Here is an 18,373-nt window from a genome sequence, read left to right on the forward strand (position 1 = left end):
GCACACATCCTGCATGTCGTATCGCACGACGAGCTGGCTTGTCAGGATGACTGCAAACTAATTATGAATAATGGATGAACTCATGTCAGAAATCAGCCGCGCCGTTCTGTTCGGCAAACTCGATACGCTGTTATTTACCTCGCTGGAAAGCGCCACCGCCTTTTGCAAGCTGCGTGGCAACCCGTATGTGGAGCTGGTTCACTGGCTGCATCAACTGATGCAACAGACGGACGGCGATCTGCAGCAGGTTATTCGCCACTTTTCGCTGGATGAAGAGGCGCTGACGCGCGATATCGTCGCAGCGCTGGACAAACTGCCGCGTGGCGCAAGTTCGGTTTCCGACTTGTCAGAACACATTGATACCGCCGTTGAACGCGCGTGGGTGTATGGCTCGTTAAAATATGGCGTGACGCGCATTCGTGGCGGCCATCTGCTGGCCGGGATCCTGAAAACCTGGAGCCTGGCGAACGTGCTGAAAGGCATTTCGCCGCAGTTTGAGCGTATCAGCGCCGATGCGTTGCTGGATAACTTCGACGCCATTTTCGCCAACAGCAAAGAGAGCCAGCAAGTCACCGTGGCGCTGAACGATGACGCGGGCGCAGGCGTACCGCAACAGCAGGGCACGCTGGCGCAGTATGGTCAGGATCTGACCGCCCGGGCGCGCGATGGTAAAATCGACCCGGTCGTGGGACGTGATGAAGAGATCCGCCAGATGGTGGATATTCTGATGCGTCGCCGCCAGAACAACCCATTACTGACCGGTGAAGCGGGCGTCGGTAAAACGGCGGTTGTTGAAGGGCTGGCGCTGCGCATTGCAGCAGGCGATGTGCCGGAACCGCTGGAAAATGTGCAACTGTGGCTGCTGGATATCGGCATGTTACAGGCGGGCGCGGGAATGAAGGGCGAATTTGAAGCGCGTTTACAGTCGCTGATTAACGAAGTGCAATCGAGCCCGACGCCGATCATTCTGTTTATCGACGAAATCCACACGCTGATTGGCGCCGGCGGCCAGCAGGGTACGGGCGATGCCGCTAACCTGCTGAAACCGGCGCTGGCACGTGGTCAGCTTCGCACCATCGGCGCGACCACCTGGGCGGAATACAAAAAATACATTGAGAAAGATCCGGCGCTGACCCGCCGTTTCCAGACGGTACAGGTCGCGGAGCCCGACGAAGAAAAAGCGGTACTGATGCTGCGCAGCACCGTTTCCGCACTGGAAAAACACCACCGTGTGCTGCTGCTGGATGAAGCGGTTGTCGCGGCGGTAAAACTCTCGCACCGCTACATTCCGGCGCGCCAGTTGCCGGATAAAGCCGTTGCGCTGCTCGACACCGCCTGTGCGCGCGTCGCGGTAAGCCAAAGTTCACCGCCGCCGCAATTAGAAGATTGCCTGCACCGCATCGCCGCGCTGGACGTGGAAGTTGAGATTGCCAACCGTGAAGCGAAAATGGCGACCGGTGAAAGTGATCGTGTGGAGAAATTGCAGGTTGAGCTGGAAAAACTGGCGCAACAACGCGACGAACTGACGGCGCGCTGGGAGCAGGAGCAGGCGCTGGTTGACGCGATCATTGCCTTGCGCGCGCAGCTACACACCTCGCCGGAAGAGGCGCTGACCGATTTACGCGCCACGCTGACGCAACAGCAGGCCGAACTGCGGGCTCTACAGGGCGACGCGCCGCTGCTGTTTACCTCGGTCGATGCCAACGTGGTCGCCGCCGTGGTTTCCGACTGGACCGGCATCCCGCTGGGCCGGATGGTGAAAAACGAAATCGACGCGGTGTTAAAACTGGCCGATACCCTGAACGAACGCGTGATTGGACAGCGCCACGGTCTGGAACTGATTGCCAAACGGGTACAGACTTCACGCGCGCGGCTGGACGATCCGAACAAACCGGTGGGCGTGTTTATGCTGTGCGGCCCGTCCGGTGTCGGTAAAACCGAAACTGCGCTGGCGCTGGCGGAGTCGCTGTACGGCGGCGAGCAGAACGTTATTACCATCAACATGAGTGAATTCCAGGAAGCGCACACGGTTTCCACGCTGAAAGGTGCGCCTCCGGGCTACGTTGGTTACGGTGAAGGCGGCGTGTTAACCGAAGCGGTGCGCCGCCGTCCTTATAGCGTGGTGCTGCTCGATGAAATCGAAAAAGCCCACCCTGACGTACACGAAATCTTTTTCCAGGTGTTCGATAAAGGCTGGATGGAAGATGGCGAAGGCCGGCATATTGATTTTCGTAACACCATTATTATTCTCACCTCCAACGTCGGGACTGAGCTGATTACCGGCATGTGCGCCGATCCGGAACTGATGCCGGAACCGGATGCCCTGCGCGACGCGCTGCGCCCACCGCTGTTGCAGGTTTTCCCGCCCGCGCTGCTGGGCCGTTTGCTGGTGGTGCCGTACTACCCGCTCAGCGACGAGATGCTGGCGATGATTGTGCGCCTGCAGCTTAAACGCATTCAGCGCCGCCTGGCGGACAACCACGGGATTGTGTCGGAAGTGGACGATAGCGTGGTGGCGAAAATTGTTGCCCGCTGTACGGAAGTCGAATCAGGCGGCCGTATGGTGGACGCCATCCTTACCAATACACTGCTGCCGCTGATGAGCCAGCTATTACTCGACGCCAGCGCGCGCGACGAGCAATATAAGCGCTTACGGGTCACGTTTGAGCAGGGTGAGTTTCACTGTCAGTTTGCGGCGTAAAGCCATTATCAAGAGAGTTTTCCAATATGACGGATCACGATAACAACCGGAGTGTACCGAATGCACTGCCACCGGGATATCGCTTCAACGAGTTTGAAATTTTAGAAGTGATCGGCGGCGGTGGTTTTGGCATCGTCTATCGCGCCAAGGATCACCAGCTTGAGCGAACCATCGCGATTAAAGAGTTTATGCCGTCGTCGCTGGCGGTACGTAATGATGACATGACGCTGGTGCTGCGTAGCGAGCGCTTCAGTAAAGCGTTTACCGCCGGGCTGAACAGTTTTATTCAGGAGGCGCGCCTGCTGGCGCGCTTCAACCACCCGAACTTGCTGCATGTGCTGCGTTTCTGGGTGCAGAACGACACCGCCTACATGGGAACGGTGTTTTACAGCGGCACCACGCTTTCCCGCCTGCGTGAAAAGAACCCGACGCTGATTAATGAAGCGTGGATCCGCCGCATGCTGCCGATGCTGCTGGGCGCTATCAAAACTATTCATGACGAAGGCTATCTGCACCGTGATATCTCGCTGGATAACATCCAGATTCAGGATAACGGCCTGCCGGTATTGCTCGATTTCGGCTCTGCGCGTCGCAGTATTGGCTCGGTTTCCGATGAAACTGAAACGATGTTGCGTCCGGGTTATGCGCCGATTGAACAATACACCGACGATAACGAAAGCGAGCAGGGGCCGTGGACCGATATTTACGCCCTTGGCGCGGTGCTGCACACGCTGATTATTGGCTCACCGCCGCCGGTAAGCGTGGTGCGCAGCATTCAGGACACTTATGTCCCGCTGACGCAGCGCGGTTTGCCGGGGTATTCACACACGCTGTTGCAGGCGGTGGACCGCGCGCTGTCGCTGAAAATGGAAGACCGTCCGCAAACGGTGGATGAATTCGCCGCGCTGATTGAAATGCCGGTCGCCGGCATCGACGACGTCATGAGCGTAAAACAGCCGGGCACCATGCTGGTGCCGGTGGAAGAAACACCGGAAAAAACCGATGCGCTGAGTAGCGTGAAACGTTACAAAGTGCCGGGGCTGGTGGCAGCGGGCGTTATCGTTGGGGTGATTGCGGGGGCGGCACTGTTTGGCGGAAGTTCCTCGCCGGACACAGCGGCGACGCAGAATGCCAGCAACACCGATCAGCAGCAAACCACACAGCAGGCCGCTGAACCGCCGCGCCAGACCGTGCAGGAGACAACTACCGCACCTGCGGCGACCCCTTCGCAAACCACGCAGGCACAAAGCCAGACTACTGCGCCTGCGGTGCAAGAGCCGGTTGCGCAGATTTTTGTGCGTATGAACGAGGGCGAAAAACTGACGCTCAACGGCGAAGCGCAGTCTGTTTCTCCGGCTACCAACGGTTTTGCTTCACTGAAGCTGCAACCGGGGCGTTACAACCTGGTACTGCAGGGCAACGGTCAGACCCGCAGCCAGACCATTACTATTGGGCAGCCAGGCACCTGGCTGATTAACCCGCAAGCACAATAGTGATGATCCCTCCGGGCTGACGCCCGGTAGCGTGCGGGAAGCCATTCCCGCGCGCGTCATTTTTCACATTGCATGATGGTGCAATGTCTTCTCGTAGCAATAACAACGCTCGTCTCGCTCGTTATATTAAAAAGACAGAACTATGAATTTATTAACACACAGCAATCAGGGTGGCGGTGAATTTACGTTTGTCGTATCGCGAAGTAATGCAAAAGCTGACGATAAAGTTCACGCCCTCGCTGCCCGAAAAACGCGTGAGCTGGAGATGACGCTCATTGATTTTCATCTTGAATCGTCGGAAATGCTGGAAGTGGACGGTTATCCCGCCGTGGAGCTCTTCTATCAGTTTAAAAATGACAACCACGTTATCTTCCAGCGCCAAACGCTAATTTTGCTCGACGATCCCGCCGGGAAAAAAATGGTGAGCTACGTGGGCACCTGCCCTGGCGAATTCAGCGAAGAACATCAAAAGCAATATCAACAAATCATCCAGAGTATTAAATTTCATCGTGCAAAATAGCGTGCTGGTTTAACCGTGCGCTGATTGCCGCTGACAGACATTGAGTAGGGATCTCTCGTTATGCAGAACAGAATCACGGCGACGTTACCCGTCGAGGGTTTACTTTTCTGGAAACTTGCCGGGCGCGAAGCGCTGTCGGAGTCATTTACGCTGGCGCTGACGGTGTTGAGCACCGATGCGCGGGTCGATCGCAGCAAACTGCTGGGTCAATCCGCAACCGTCAATATTCCCACCCAGGGAATGGGTACGCGCTATATCAACGGCAAAATCACCCGCGTGGCGGTGAGCGCCGTTGAACTTTCGGGAACGCGTTACGCGGTGTATCAGCTCACCGTGGAGCCGGATTTGTGGCCGATGAAACGCGACCGCAACCTGCGTATCTTCCAGGGCCAGACTGCGCCGCAGATAGTGAAAACGCTGCTCGGCGAATATCAGGTGAACGTGGAAGATAAGCTGACCGGCAGCTACCGCACCTGGGATTACTGCGTGCAGTACCAAGAATCGAGCCTCGATTTCATCAGCCGTCTGATGGAGCTTGAGGGCATCGCCTACCATTTCCGCCACGAAGCCGACCGCCATGTGCTGGTGCTGACTGACGCGGCGACCGAACATCAGCCCTTCAGCGGCTACGAAACCATTCCCTATCACCAGACGCCGTCCGGCGGCAGCACGGATGAAGAGGGCATCAGCCAGTGGGCGCTGGAGGACAGCGTGACGCCGGGCATTTACAGCCTCGATGATTACGACTTCCGCAAACCGAACGCGTGGCTGTTCCAGGCGCGGCAGAACCCGGCGTCGCCGCAGCCGGGCAGCATTGATGTCTATGACTGGCCGGGGCGTTTTGTCGAGCACGGTCACGGGGAGTATTACGCGCGTATCCGCCAGGAGCGCTGGCAGGTGGAGCACCAGCAGATTCAGGGCACCGCCACGGCGGTTGGCGTAGCACCCGGGAACACCTTCGCGCTGTATAACGCGCCGTTTTTCAGTGATAACGGCGAGTACCTGACCACCGAAGCGAACTACTTTTTCGAGGAAAACCGCTACGCCAGCGGCTCTGACGGCGAAACGGTGCACCGCATCGATTTCACCGTGATCCCGTCGTCGGTGGTGTTCCGCCCGGCGGCGGTGACGGCGTGGCCGAAGACCTACGGTCCGCAGACGGCGAAAGTGGTCGGGCCGCAGGGCGAGAGTATCTGGACGGATAAATATGGCCGGGTGAAGGTGAAATTCCACTGGGACCGGCTGGCGAAAGGCGATGACACCAGCTCCTGCTGGGTGCGTGTGTCGAGTGCCTGGGCGGGGCAGGGCTTCGGCGGGGTACAAATCCCGCGCGTGGGCGACGAAGTGGTGATCGACTTTATCAACGGCGACCCGGACCGGCCGATCGTCACCGGGCGTGTCTATAACGAATCCAGCATGCCGCCGTGGACACTGCCGGATGATTCAACGCGCATGGGCTTTATGACCCGCAGTAAAGACGGTAGCAAAGACAACGCCAGCTACCTGTTTTTTGAGGATCGCGCCGGGAGCGAAGCTGTCGAGTTGCATTCCGAAAAAGATATGAAAGTCTCGGTGGAAAATGACAAGACGGTCAACATTGACGGCAATCGTACGACGACCATTCTGAAAGAGCAGAAAGACGATGTCACCGGCGACGCCTCGTTCCACTATCGCGCGAAGCGCACGACTACGGTAGATGAAGCGGAAACCACCACCTTCAACAACAGCCAGACGGAAACCATCAAGAATGGGCGTACGCTGAATATCACCAGCGGCGGTGATGTTGTGACTGTGAAAGAGGGGCGCATCACGGAGGTGGAAGGTACCGAGTCGCATCATGTTACCGGGCTGGTGACAGAGAAATTTGACAGTGGTCAGATGACGACTATTGAAGGGGGATTGACTGTCGATGTTAATAGCGGTAACTGGACGCAAAATGTCAATGGTGGGACGATAACTATCAGTAGCCCTAACTTGATAAAGATCAGCAGTAAACAACAAATAGTTTTTGAGGCTCCTGATGCACTTTTCAAACCAAAATTTCATACATTAACGGTCACCGGTTTTAGCGAAAGTTTTGTTGGGAACTCTATTTCTGGAACATTGACTGCGTTTGCTGCAGTAGGTTTAACAAATACTTTTAATGGGTTATCGAATTCTTTTAAAGTAAAAGAATTTTCTAAAACTCTTTTTAAGAAAGAAGCGAATGCAACGGTGATAAATTTTGGCATAACAAATATTACCAATAGAACAATAAACGTTACAAATAATGCACTTTATATCATTACATGATTGTTGAGGTACAAAATGGCACTTGAAGATTATTCAAAGTATTTTATGTATGGCGGCATTGTTGTTACTGTTGCTGCGACTGCTTTTTTTTACTTTTTAGAAAAGCAAGATAAAACAGATGTTTCTGGTATAAAGGTTTACTTATCAAGTAACAAATGGGAAGGTGAGTTGCTTGATTCAAAAATAGAATCATGGCAACAAATGAATGCCAGATATGGAAATGATTTTTTCTATGAGATTAATTTTTATCTTGACGGAGATCCGCATTTGTACACTGCTAAAACCCTAATAAGGCCTAGCCAAATGCATCTTTTGAAAAAGGGTCTTAAAATTAAAGTTAAAAAAGGCAGTAAGAATCGGTTGGCTGTAGTTGAAGTGGACTTTGAGGATAGTTAAGAATAGAAGCGTGTGATAATTATCAAATATACGATGTTGGTTGCGTAAGTAATCAACATCAATAACTATTATAAAATTCGCCAATGATTGCTTGTACGGATAAATATGCCAACCCTAAGAGTTAAACTCAATAAGTTAAAAGTTATTGTTTAAGGTTAATAGATGTCAGATTCAACTATGTGGTCTATTGCGCTCACTGTATTAATTATAGCCTGGCTTATTTATGGGATTATGAAGGCCGGTTATGATGATGACAGGTTTAGAGCTAAGGGTAGTAAAGTAGAGGCGCGAATTCTTGATAAGAAAAATATCGGTGTATCCGGCACGGGTAATATTAAATATAAAGTTGTAGTGGAGTTTGAAACAAGAAATGGTGTCGTCAGAGCACAAACTAAAAGATATTTTACACCTGAGGACTTGATCAAAGTAATGAGAAAAAATACGGTGCAGTTATTTTATTTGCCAGAGGATCCTCAACAAATCTATTTGGTTCCTCAAGATATGGAATAGCCATTTTGTAATATGGAATAGCCATTTTGTAAATGGTGACTCGAATCAAACAGTTGCAAAACTAATCCTGGTCGGCTTTTTTAAATGTCGTAGGCTATAAATCTATCGGTTTTAAATTGAGTTCGTTTTTTTTAAAGTGAAAATTAACTTATATTGTTTTAATTATTTAAACCACGGCGGCTATCGTGCTTGACACTCCCGTTGTTACCATCTCAATTATTTTTATTGTTTGCATGGGTGTCTTTTTATACTGTTATCATACAGGTGTTGTTCACGATAAATTTAAGAAAGAAGGGATCAGAACAGAAGCGAAAATTTTAAGTAAGGAGAAAATTGGCGCATCAGGCACGGGAAATACCCGATTTCGTATGGTTGTCGAGTTTACAATTAAAAATGAAACTATAACCGTTACAACTAAAAGATACTTTACGCCAGAGGATTTAATAAAAATCATGAGGAACAACACTGTTGTGCTTTACTATCTCCCTCAGGATCCTCAACAAGTACTTCTTATGCCGAGCGAAATGGAATAAGTTAACTGGTTTTTTTTGAGTGTGCGTGACTGGTTATACTATCGGGTTGTATTTCAAAAAAATTTAAAGCGTTAATAACAACTACACGGCATGATAAAAAGGTCCAAATGGCAATTTCTTACTATGTTACTTATCCCTTGCTGTTGTCTTTTTTGGCATGTTTGTTTTCTTTATCTATAACATCATCATGGCGGGTAGAGGGGCGGTTAAAATTGACCCGGCTGATGCGGGGCAAGCACAGGGGGAGATTATTAACATTCGTAGTTCCAGTGGCGAGAACTCCGCATTTATTAATGCGATTATTCAGGTGCGGTTTATTACCGCCGATCATAAAATCGTTAACACTGAAGGGAAAGCAGTTATTGATGTAGTTAAGGTTCCTGAATATCAAAAAGGAGCAAAGGTGCCGTTGATTTACTCCAGAAAAGAACCTAAGAAAATAAAGTTGAAAATCCCCTCTCCACTGGATAAGTAAATTGCCAAGTATCAGTGAAAAGGAATAGCAATTCAGTCTGCCCTGTCCGAAACGTACTCCCGTAGATGGTAAAAACAAGGAAAAACTAGGCAACTATTTTAGTTGCCAGAAAACCCTTAACGGATTTTATTCGATTTTTCTAAAATTACGACAAAACCATGTTTACATCAGTTCTGAAGTCAGCCTGTGTTTTTCTATGTATTATATTTGCACAGTTGTTGACTATGTATTTATGTAAAAAGGATTGAACAATATGATGGGGGTTTTATTAGCGATTGGCATGCTTGCTGTGATGGTTATTATGTGTTTTGTTTCTGTTAATAAAAGGGAGAAAATAATTCGTGAAGGCCGCCCGATTATGGCTGTGATTGAAAATATCAGACCTGTTTCCACGGATGAATCAGGGAATACAACTGTAGCTTATGTTTTAAATGTGGAAGGGCGTAAAATTGAAGGTCGTGAAAAGATCGATACCTTTTACGCTCCACAAATGCAACCTGGAATGCAAATAAAAATTATGTATGTCGATGATAAACATTATGTTTTCATGTTTGAGAAATAAAATACATACAATAACAAAACCCAGTGTGCTGCTTATTATTGACTGTCGTTCATTATTGAAAGTGAATTTATCGCCTGCAAAATAAGCGGTGATAGATTTGGCAATGACTTCTTTTATGATATTCGCTTTCACCTGCCGGGCGACAATCAACTCTACACTGCTAAAACACTGGTGAATATTTCTCAGATGCCATTGATCCAACCTGGACTGCGAATCAAAGTGAAGAAAGGAAACAAAGGCCGTTTAGCGGTCATTAAAATTGAGTTCTAGCGAAATAAGGCACTGACAGTAATGATGGAATTAATGGCTAAATACTCAACGCTCTTTTCCTGGTGTGTATTGGCTTTTTTTCTTTATCTCACCGTTAAAGGCCTGCGCGAACCAACCGGCAACGCAAAACTCATTAAAGATTGTGCTACGCAGCGTGGCTGGTATGGCCCTGAAAAAGAGGGGGTGCTGGAAACATGGGAGCCGTTAAAATCAACGCGAAAAGGCGAATATTTTCTATTTCACTTCATCATTGTGATTGACCGGAAAGCGCAAAAGAAAAAAGCAGCGGCTTTCATTAATGCAAACGATATCGCAAGATTAAAACCGGGTCTTAAGCTGCGCATAAAATATCAAGGGTTGCTGACAAAGAAAATCGCTGTTGCCGATATTATTTTTGATGAATCATCTCAGGAAACGTAATGGATTATTTTAAGTATCTGGCTTATCTTTTACCCGCGCTGGTAGTTGTTGTTTTTATTAAAATCGCTATTCGCGATATAAAAAATAACCGAATAAAAAAGCGCATCGCTAGCGATCCTGTGCATGTCAATGCGCGAATAACTCAGGCCGTGGCGGGAACGCCCGCGCCAAATGGCATCGTCAATGTCACACTGGATTATGAATTTAACGATCATACCGGCAGGGTTTTCACCCAACAAAATGTGGTCACCGTGGTGAAAACGATGGAGATGCTTAACTATAAAGTGGGCGAAACCGTTCCGGTCATGTATTTGCGCAGCGATCCGTCACTCAATAAGGTTAATCTCCCCCGCGTATTCTAATTTCATCGTAAGGCGGTCTTTCCTGACGTTAAAAAACGCCAACGATACGCTTAATCTTCCAAAGGATGTTATATGAAGATTATTAAACCGCTGCGGCTGAGCGTGCTTAATCGCCCATTTCGCCTGCAGGGGCAAAATCACCTGGGTGTTTCTGTTCTCGCGCTGCTGGATATGGGCGCACAACCAAAATTACGTCCTGAAGTCGAGCTTTGGCAGCTGGCTGCCAGCGAGCTGCAAACCAGCGGCGGCGTGCTGGATATGGCAATGCCGAAAGCGCGCGCCGAATTCCTCGCTACCGGCTTTGCTTACTCGCACCATCATCAGGATAAAACCGCCTGTGCGGTGCGCATTGAAATCGGCGAGCTCAGTAAAACCCTGGCCGTCACCGGCGATCGTTACTGGGCCGGTTCGCGCCCGACTGCTGCCAAACCTTTTGATCAGATGCGCCTCGACTGGAGTCGCGCTTTCGGTGGCGAAGGTTTTGAGGAAAACCCGCACGGTATCGGTGCCGTGGAAGAAAACCACAACGGTACCCGGTTCCGCCGCCTGCCCAATATTGAACTCTTAAATCAGCGTATTACGTCTCCGCGCGCTAAACCAGAACCTGCCAGTTTCGGCCCGCTGGATCTGCTGTGGCCACGCCGCTTTCGCCGGATGGGTAAAAACTACGATGCCCGCTGGTTGCAGCATGATTTTCCTGGTTTTGCGCCCGATATCGACTGGCGGGTATTTAACGCCGCCAGCCCCGATCAATGGTGGGAAGATAAAGATGCGTTACCGCCGCAGGCCGCATGGCGCATCTGGAATATGCACCCCGAGCAGCATTTACAGGAAGGCACGCTGCCGCCGTGGCAGGCGCGCTGCTTTATGCAGCGCCAGCGCGGCGATGAGATCCTGTTTGAAGAGATCGCGCTGCGCGCTACCACGGTGTGGTTTTTCCCTCATCTTGAGCAGATGGTGCTTATCTGGCAGGGCAATCAGCGTATTAATGAAGACGATGCCGCAGACGTTTTACAACTGATGCCCGCGCTCGAAAAAACCGGTGCTGCCCGTTCGGTCAACCACTATCGCAAAGTGCTCCATCAGCGTCTGGATAAAGAGAAAGGCGCGCTGTTTGCCTTCCGTGAAAAAGATCTGATCCCTGAAGATATCATCGGCCCGTGGATTGACAGCGAGGTACAGGAAAACCACAGCCCGATGCGTGATAACCAGCAAAACCGCGCTATACAGCTCCGTGAGCAGCATCGTGCGCGGCTGGAAGCGCAGGGTGCGGATACCGCCGATCTGCTCAAGGAGATGGAGGAACCCGCACTTCCGAAGCTGGAGGATTTGCCAGAGTTTATCGAAGAGATGGAGCGCAAAGCCCAGCAAATGCAGGCGCAGGCCGAAACACGCAAAGCAGAGATGGAGGCGCGCTTCCCGCAGATGAATGCGCAGGAAAACCAGCCGCGCGGGCCGGAATCGATGATGCGCATGCAGGATTTACTGGAGCGCAACGCCGATAGCATGAGTGAGAAAAAGCTAAAACAGAGCCGGGAAGCGCTGCACAAACTCTATCTGATGTCCGCTGCCGAACAACCACCTGCCATCAAACTGACTGGCGATATCGCGCTGATTATTCGCCAGCGTGCCGAAAGAACGATGGCGCAGGGCGGCGATTTCAGCGGGCTGGATCTGACCGGCGCGGATTTCTCCGGCATGGATCTGCGTGGCGCCAATTTCCGCAACGCACTGCTGGAGTGTGCGAACCTCAGCCAGTGCCAGCTTGATGGCGCTGATTTCAGCCACGCGATGCTGGCGCGCACGGATTTACAGGGCGCCTCGCTTTGCGAATGCGACTTCACCGAAGCGAGCCTCGCGCTGGCGCAGTGCCACCAGACCAATTTCACCGGCGCGCAGTTTAAAGAATCTGAAATGACCGATGCGTTGTTTGACGCGTGTGATTTCAGCCATGCGCGACTGGAAAACCTGCTGCTGCGTAAAACCGGCTTTAGCCAGTGCGTATTCCATCATGCGACGCTGGATAATTGTGTGTTTATGGAACTTACGCTGCCGCAACCTGACTTCAGCGCGGCAAAAATGAATAAAAGCAGTTTTATCCAGTGTGAACTGCAAAGCGCCTCGTTTGTTGGAGCGTACCTGGACGGCTGTTCGTGGGTAGAGAGTCGGCTGGAGCGAGCACTGTTTCGTGACGCCACGCTTATCACCTGCGCGGTGGCATCCGGAGGCACGTTGTGCGGTGCAGATTTCAGCGGCGCGCAGCTTAAGCAGAGCAATTTACGCCAGGCGGTACTGACGGACGCTCATTTCGTTCGTGCGAAGCTGGATAACAGCGATCTCAGCGAGGCGCAATGCGAAGGGGCGGATTTTAGCGGCGCCACGCTAACCGGCAGCCTGTTTATGCGTACTGATTTCCGGCGCGTGCGTTTTACCGACGCCAACTTAATGGGCGCGATGATGCAAAAAAGCCGCCTTGAAGGTGCCGATCTCAGTTTCAGTAATCTATTCCGCGCCGATCTTTCCCAGTCTATCGCGGACAGCACCACGAAATTTGATGGTGCCTATAACAAACGCGTGAAAACCCTGCCGAAGCGCGACGGGGAGGTGATATGAGTCAGTTAAATGCCGCTGCGCTGCAACAAAAAGTGAAAAGCGGCGAGGCCATTATGGAACTCAACCTTGATGGCTGCGATCTGCGCGGATGTGATTTATCCGGCGGGATTTTTCAGGAGGTCTCTTTCGCAGGGGCCAACCTGCAAGGTTGCAATCTGCAGGAGAGCGTCTTTACCGAATGTCAGCTCGCAGGCACCGTGCTTGCTGCGGCACACCTCGAAGAGACCGTGTTTAACCAGTGCGATTTAGCCACGGCGAATTTCAGTAATACATCGCTGCTGCGTTGCGTATTCAACGAATGCACATTGACTGGCTGCGACTTTTCACAGTCGGCTTTTGACAGCACGCAGTTTATGCGTAGCCCGCTGAACAAAACTGTTTTTACCGGTGCGCGTCTGGAACGTTCGACACTGTTTGAGTGCCCGCTTGACGGGGCGAAGCTTAATCATTGCCATAACCTGCTGACCACGTACTACGGCATTGATCTGCGCGATACGGATCTCAGCGCGAGCCAGTTTGAACGGGCGGTATTTTTTAACTGCGACCAGCGCGGCAAAAACTATGCGCAACATCAGTTCACCGGCTGCCAGTTTACCGATAACCAGCTTGATGGCGCTGATTTTAGCGGGGCGCAACTCACCCAGTGCAATTTCAAAGGCGCATCGCTCAAACAAGCGCGACTGGACAACGTTAACGCCTCGCAGGCGCTATTTATGCAGGCCGATTTGAGCGGCGCACATGCCCACAGCAGCCTGTTCGATCAGGCGATTTTTGTCGGTGCGACATTACAGCAGGCCAGTTTTAAACAGAGCCGCTTTTTTCAGAGCATCCTGCAACACGTTACGGCCCGGCAGGCCGATTTCACCCTGTGCGATTTTACCTATGCCGATTTCAGCGGCGCGGAGGTATGCGACGCCGATTTTCGCGGCGCGACCTTCTCACGCAGCCGTTTTCATCGCGCGCGGCAAGAGGGCGCGCGTTTTGCCGATCGCAAAGGCATTCTTGAGTACGACGAAGAGTTACTGGCGGCGGAGGCCTGGACTGCCGAACGCCACAGCCGAATTTACGGAGACCCGCAATGAACAACCTCAACCAACCTTTGACACTCGCCACGCTGCCTGGCGGCCAGTTTTCCGCACGCGTCACCCACTGTTTTGACGATGGCAGCCTGATGGTCGAATGCGACGGGCGCGGCTGGCACTGCCGCCGGGCAGTAAGCTGCGTGATCGCGCCGCAGGCAGGCGATACGGTGCTGATAAGCGCGGTCGATAACCAGATGTGGTTACTTGCCGTGCTGGAGCGCGGGAACGAGGACACTACCGAGCTGAGTGTGCCGGGCGACTTGCGTATCACAAGCCAGGGCGCGTTAACCCTGAGCAGCGATGCGCTGAATGTCAGTGCGGCGAAAGGCGATTGCCATATCAGCGAGATGAACTATAGCGGCGACAAGATTTCCGCGTGGGTTACGCTTTCGCGCATTGTTGGCAAACGTGCGGAATCCGTCTGGCAGACGGTCACGCAGATGAGCCAGCATCTGTTTCGCACCACCCGCCAGACCGAGCATGTGCGCGCCGGACAACTGGATATGAAAGCGGATGATTATCTGCGTATGCACGCGCAAAACACGGTGATCACCTCGAAAGCGATCACTAAAGTCGATTCTGAACAGATCCACATGGGGTAATTCGATGTTTGCAAACTGCCAGTTGATGGGTGTTGATCTCGCGTTTCCGGATGTCTGCCTGACGCCGATGCCCGCCCCGACGCCAATCCCGTACCCGGATATCGCGCTGGGGCCAACCGCGATCCCGAACGCGCTCAATATTCTGTTCATGGGCATGCCTGCGCACAATATGGCGACCATTACACCGCTGACTAATGGCGATAACCCGGGCGTGGCGACGGGTGTCGCTTCCGGTACGGTGATGGGGCCATCGCGCCACCTGACCGGCGCATTCACCGTGCTGCTAAAAGGCACTCCGGCAACGCGTTTAACCAGCGTCAGCCTGCAAAATTCCACCAATGCCATTGGCATGCGCATTGTACCCAGCCAGTTCAAAGTGCTAATGCTTGCACCGTAACAACACACGCTACGCACAGTAATTTTCCACCTAAAAAAACGAACGCACAGGCAACAGCAAGTGCGCTTTCCGGTGATTGATTTTTACGGAATCATGGTTATGGCGAACAGGCTCACGGCCAAGCTGCCGGTCGACGGCCTGCTTTTCTGGAAACTTGCCGGGCGCGAAGCGCTGCCGGAGCGCAACGGCGAGCGTCGCCAAACCAGCACCACTGCTGTTGATAATGGTTTTAGTAACGAGAAAAGCAAAGAAGTTATGCCGTTTAGTGATAGCGTGGAGGAGAAAATAAAGTGTTCGTCAAATGGGATAACGTACGATGCTTATATGCCAAGTAAGACATTTCATTAAAATACCTTTTATTATGCTGGCTTTATTCTCTTCTCCCAACTTGTTTGCGGAAGGAAATAATACCGAAATTGAATCATTGTGGCGATTCGCAACACAGCTTAAAAACACCGTAGGACAAGATGTAAATAAACTTGATGCAATAATTCCTGTGCCGCTCGTACGTGAAGATCAAAATATTGCTGAGCGGTTAAAAGTTGCACCTTTCTCTATTGAAGGCGGGATAGAAATCACGAAGATGAGCGTTCGCCTTGATCCCGATAATCCGGGTAAGGTTTATATTATTTCTTACGATGTGGCGAATGCTAATATTTTGTTAGAAGACGTCAGGAAAACCTACCCACAATTAAAGCTAATTGACGTTCCGCACGGGCATTCAAAGGATGAAACTTTCTCCTGGATCACACCCGTTGATAAAAACGGTAACGGTATTGGATTTGGTTTCCCATATGCGCAACCCTCTTATTTAAAAAATATGACCCTCCGCAATTTTGTAAATTAACCTGTCCAATATATCCACAAGGAAGGACCTTTTCGCTATGTCCTGCCAGCTGGCTGGGACCATGCTTAGCGATGCACTTTTTTAGCCTGTGTGTTTTATAGAATTATCAGGAGTAGTTATGGCTGGAGTGAACGTTATTCATAAAGAAAAGGGCGATTTCTATATTTTGCAAAGCGACGATAAATATCTTATTTGCATGATATGGCCCTATAACAGTATGTGGGATGTGCAAAAATGTTTTATTCTCGACAATGCCGAGTTAAGTCGATATGGAGATTTTCATGAAATGGTCTCGTTAGCAAAAGATATGCGCGACAATTATGATAAATACAAACATCGTGAAGTCCCGGTTCCTGAGTTTAAAGTGCGTTAGAACGGATGTGAATTAAATCTATGCGAAATGTTTTTTTTGGCAAAGTGCTTTTGTCGATCCTTTTTGTTTGCTTGTTCTCTTTTTTCTCATTTGACGCTTCTGCGGGTATTGATATTAACCGTTTTGACAAGCTCGAAACCGTCGGAAATATCACCGCAGATAAGCAGGTGCAGGCGTCGTTAAAAAAAGTATTAGGGCCGAATTACGCTGCGTTTACAGGTAATTTCGATGTCTATGGCGAACCGCGACACACTGCGGATGGCGGGTTATTCGTTGAAGGCTGGCTGAAAGATCTCTATCTGGAAAATGCCTCCGCATTTGTTATTTATCCGGATGGCAGGCTTTCTGCCGCATGGGTAATGCCAACGGCATCGGTTGCTCACTATAAAAGCAACACAGGCGAAAAACGCATTCCTGACGCGCTGCAACAATGGGTTAGCCGCTTTCAGGACGTGTCGTTTAACACGCCAACGGTTAGTCTAACGGCTGAGACCTTCGTCGATTTTTTTGAAACCCCTAAATTTAAGATAAAGGTTGTCACGGTGTGTGGTAACGGCGCGAATTGTGACGAAGCAACGTACTACGGCGTGCGTAAAAATGATCGGGCCGAAGTCAATTTGCACGGTTTTGCGGTGCGAAAATCTTGCGATCAGTCAATCTGCCCTGTTATTACCTACACCTTTAAAAACGGCACCACTACCTATCTCCTGAGTAAAATTGATAACAGCTTAACTGTGATACAAAACAATAAAATCCTCCTTGATGAAAAAGGTATCTGGAAAGCACATGAGTAGATTCGCATGCCATGTCCCCGTGCGTTCCAAAGGCTCAGGTAATAGTGCTGCAATACAGAGATGCGTTGATGGCGTTATCGAGGGTAATTATTTCAGCCATCAGCTTTTTTCTACTGAATTAACCGAATGAGAAAATACGCATGAATCTGTTAACCCGTGAAGAGGGCGAAGCGTTACTGCTCAAATTTTTCACCAGAGCGCTCAAAAATCCCTCAGATGTTGAAACATTAATGGCATTGGCCAGAGAACACCCCTCGACCATTCCCATGAAAGGGATTATCTACCAGTACGATCGCATGGAAAAAAACGTGTTATCGAAAGCGGATTTTGACGACCTCTCGACACTGATGTTCTTTTACGGGCCTTAAGAATCAACTTATTTTCTGTGATGCTGAAAAGGAACAGACGCACATTATGTACGCTATTCATCCAACTCCTCCGCGGCTTTACTTTGTCGTTGCGAGCTTTTTGCTCTCCTGTTGCGCCAGCGCCGCGTCGGCAGCTGATTTTTCCGGGCAGTGGCACGGCAGTGAAAGCAATGAATCCACATTAACGCTGAAATTATCCCAGCAGAATAACAAACTTACTGGCTCGTATTGCTTTATTACTCAGCGCGGCAACCGCATTGATTGCCCGGATGAACAGCAGGATAACCTGCGCGGCGAGGTTAAAAATAATACCGCTATCGTTACGTTTGATTCGAGCTTCGGCGGTAAAAACGGCAAAGCCACGTTGGTTATTAATGATGACAAACTGGCGTGGCATCTGACGCAACCGCCTGAACACGGTGATTATTACGCGCCGGAAAATTACGCGCTGGTTAAAGAGCGTGTTCACGCTGGCGCGACAACGAAAATTATCCGCACCGATAATTTTATGATTGCGATCCGCAATAATTGCGGCGCGTTCACCACGCCTTGCGATGATCTGCTTTATACCGGCGCGCGAAACCGCGACAGCCAGCAGATTAGCCTGCACGGTAAAACGCGGCTGGATAATGAAAACCGCGTAATAGGCGCAGAATTCCGTAATGGCGATGTGCTTTATCTTGTCGATTACAACCCGCCGAAACTGGTGGTGACGCAGGCAGGTAAAACGCTTGTCAACCAGGCGGGCAACTGGCTTAAATAG

21 protein-coding genes are annotated in these 18,373 nt (G+C 50.7%); all 21 read left to right on the forward strand.

The window, feature by feature from the left end:
• Window positions 1-82 precede the first annotated feature (82 nt).
• The 21 genes from tssH (at window position 83) to C813_RS32895 (ending at window position 18,373) form a co-directional block, all read left to right on the forward strand.
• Window positions 83-2,701 carry a type VI secretion system ATPase TssH gene (gene tssH / locus C813_RS32795; RefSeq protein WP_025263581.1) on the forward strand — a complete coding sequence of 873 codons (2,619 nt, stop codon included), beginning with the start codon at window positions 83-85 and terminating at the stop codon, window positions 2,699-2,701.
• Window positions 2,702-2,727: 26 nt separating this feature from the next.
• Entirely contained in the window at window positions 2,728-4,194 is a 1,467-nt protein-coding gene (locus C813_RS32800; protein WP_017457029.1) for a serine/threonine protein kinase, read from the forward strand.
• A 142-nt stretch (window positions 4,195-4,336) separates the two neighbouring features.
• On the forward strand, window positions 4,337-4,714 hold the full coding sequence (locus C813_RS32805; protein WP_016495669.1) for a DcrB-related protein: 378 nt from the start codon (window positions 4,337-4,339) through the stop codon (window positions 4,712-4,714).
• Between the two features lie 60 nt (window positions 4,715-4,774).
• Window positions 4,775-7,006 (forward strand): type VI secretion system Vgr family protein, encoded by a 2,232-nt coding sequence (locus C813_RS32810; protein WP_017457030.1) that lies wholly within the window; start codon window positions 4,775-4,777, stop codon window positions 7,004-7,006.
• A 15-nt stretch (window positions 7,007-7,021) separates the two neighbouring features.
• Window positions 7,022-7,402 (forward strand): hypothetical protein, encoded by a 381-nt coding sequence (locus tag C813_RS32815; protein ID WP_017457031.1) that lies wholly within the window; start codon window positions 7,022-7,024, stop codon window positions 7,400-7,402.
• Window positions 7,403-7,564: 162 nt separating this feature from the next.
• On the forward strand, window positions 7,565-7,912 hold the full coding sequence (locus C813_RS32820) for a DUF3592 domain-containing protein (protein ID WP_017457032.1): 348 nt from the start codon (window positions 7,565-7,567) through the stop codon (window positions 7,910-7,912).
• Window positions 7,913-8,097: 185 nt separating this feature from the next.
• Window positions 8,098-8,445, forward strand: coding sequence for a DUF3592 domain-containing protein (locus tag C813_RS32825; RefSeq protein ID WP_017457033.1), 348 nt, complete (start codon window positions 8,098-8,100; stop codon window positions 8,443-8,445).
• 157 nt (window positions 8,446-8,602) lie between these two features.
• The gene (locus C813_RS32830) at window positions 8,603-8,920 is read left to right on the forward strand and encodes a hypothetical protein (RefSeq protein WP_025263582.1); all 318 of its coding nucleotides are present in this window, start codon (window positions 8,603-8,605) and stop codon (window positions 8,918-8,920) included.
• 253 nt (window positions 8,921-9,173) lie between these two features.
• Entirely contained in the window at window positions 9,174-9,482 is a 309-nt protein-coding gene (locus tag C813_RS32835) for a hypothetical protein (protein WP_017457035.1), read from the forward strand.
• Window positions 9,483-9,773: 291 nt separating this feature from the next.
• Entirely contained in the window at window positions 9,774-10,172 is a 399-nt protein-coding gene (locus tag C813_RS32840) for a hypothetical protein (protein ID WP_017457036.1), read from the forward strand.
• Complete coding sequence (locus C813_RS32845; RefSeq protein WP_017457037.1) at window positions 10,172-10,534, forward strand: DUF3592 domain-containing protein; 363 nt, start codon at window positions 10,172-10,174, stop codon at window positions 10,532-10,534. The genes C813_RS32840 and C813_RS32845 overlap by 1 nt, the downstream gene beginning before the upstream one ends.
• Before the next feature lie 72 nt (window positions 10,535-10,606).
• The gene (locus tag C813_RS32850) at window positions 10,607-13,147 is read left to right on the forward strand and encodes a DUF2169 family type VI secretion system accessory protein (RefSeq protein WP_017457038.1); all 2,541 of its coding nucleotides are present in this window, start codon (window positions 10,607-10,609) and stop codon (window positions 13,145-13,147) included.
• Window positions 13,144-14,229, forward strand: a complete 1,086-nt coding sequence (locus C813_RS32855; protein ID WP_017457039.1) for a pentapeptide repeat-containing protein — start codon at window positions 13,144-13,146, stop codon at window positions 14,227-14,229. Before C813_RS32850 ends, C813_RS32855 begins: the two co-directional genes overlap by 4 nt.
• Window positions 14,226-14,831, forward strand: a complete 606-nt coding sequence (locus tag C813_RS32860; protein ID WP_017457040.1) for a DUF3540 domain-containing protein — start codon at window positions 14,226-14,228, stop codon at window positions 14,829-14,831. The genes C813_RS32855 and C813_RS32860 overlap by 4 nt, the downstream gene beginning before the upstream one ends.
• Window positions 14,832-14,835: 4 nt before the next feature.
• Window positions 14,836-15,228, forward strand: coding sequence for a DUF4150 domain-containing protein (locus C813_RS32865; RefSeq protein WP_016495682.1), 393 nt, complete (start codon window positions 14,836-14,838; stop codon window positions 15,226-15,228).
• 60 nt (window positions 15,229-15,288) lie between these two features.
• Complete coding sequence (locus C813_RS32870; RefSeq protein WP_017457041.1) at window positions 15,289-15,576, forward strand: hypothetical protein; 288 nt, start codon at window positions 15,289-15,291, stop codon at window positions 15,574-15,576.
• Between the two features lie 13 nt (window positions 15,577-15,589).
• Complete coding sequence (locus C813_RS32875) at window positions 15,590-16,075, forward strand: hypothetical protein (RefSeq protein ID WP_017457042.1); 486 nt, start codon at window positions 15,590-15,592, stop codon at window positions 16,073-16,075.
• A 118-nt stretch (window positions 16,076-16,193) separates the two neighbouring features.
• Window positions 16,194-16,448, forward strand: coding sequence for a hypothetical protein (locus C813_RS32880; RefSeq protein ID WP_017457043.1), 255 nt, complete (start codon window positions 16,194-16,196; stop codon window positions 16,446-16,448).
• A 71-nt stretch (window positions 16,449-16,519) separates the two neighbouring features.
• The gene (locus C813_RS32885; protein ID WP_139164752.1) at window positions 16,520-17,242 is read left to right on the forward strand and encodes a hypothetical protein; all 723 of its coding nucleotides are present in this window, start codon (window positions 16,520-16,522) and stop codon (window positions 17,240-17,242) included.
• A gap of 140 nt (window positions 17,243-17,382) precedes the next feature.
• A complete protein-coding gene (locus tag C813_RS32890) occupies window positions 17,383-17,610 on the forward strand; it encodes a hypothetical protein (protein ID WP_017457045.1) in 228 nt (75 codons plus the stop codon).
• 46 nt (window positions 17,611-17,656) lie between these two features.
• A complete protein-coding gene (locus tag C813_RS32895; protein WP_017457046.1) occupies window positions 17,657-18,373 on the forward strand; it encodes a hypothetical protein in 717 nt (238 codons plus the stop codon).

It is taken from the genome of Kosakonia sacchari SP1 (assembly GCF_000300455.3).
Lineage (GTDB): Bacteria > Pseudomonadota > Gammaproteobacteria > Enterobacterales > Enterobacteriaceae > Kosakonia > Kosakonia sacchari.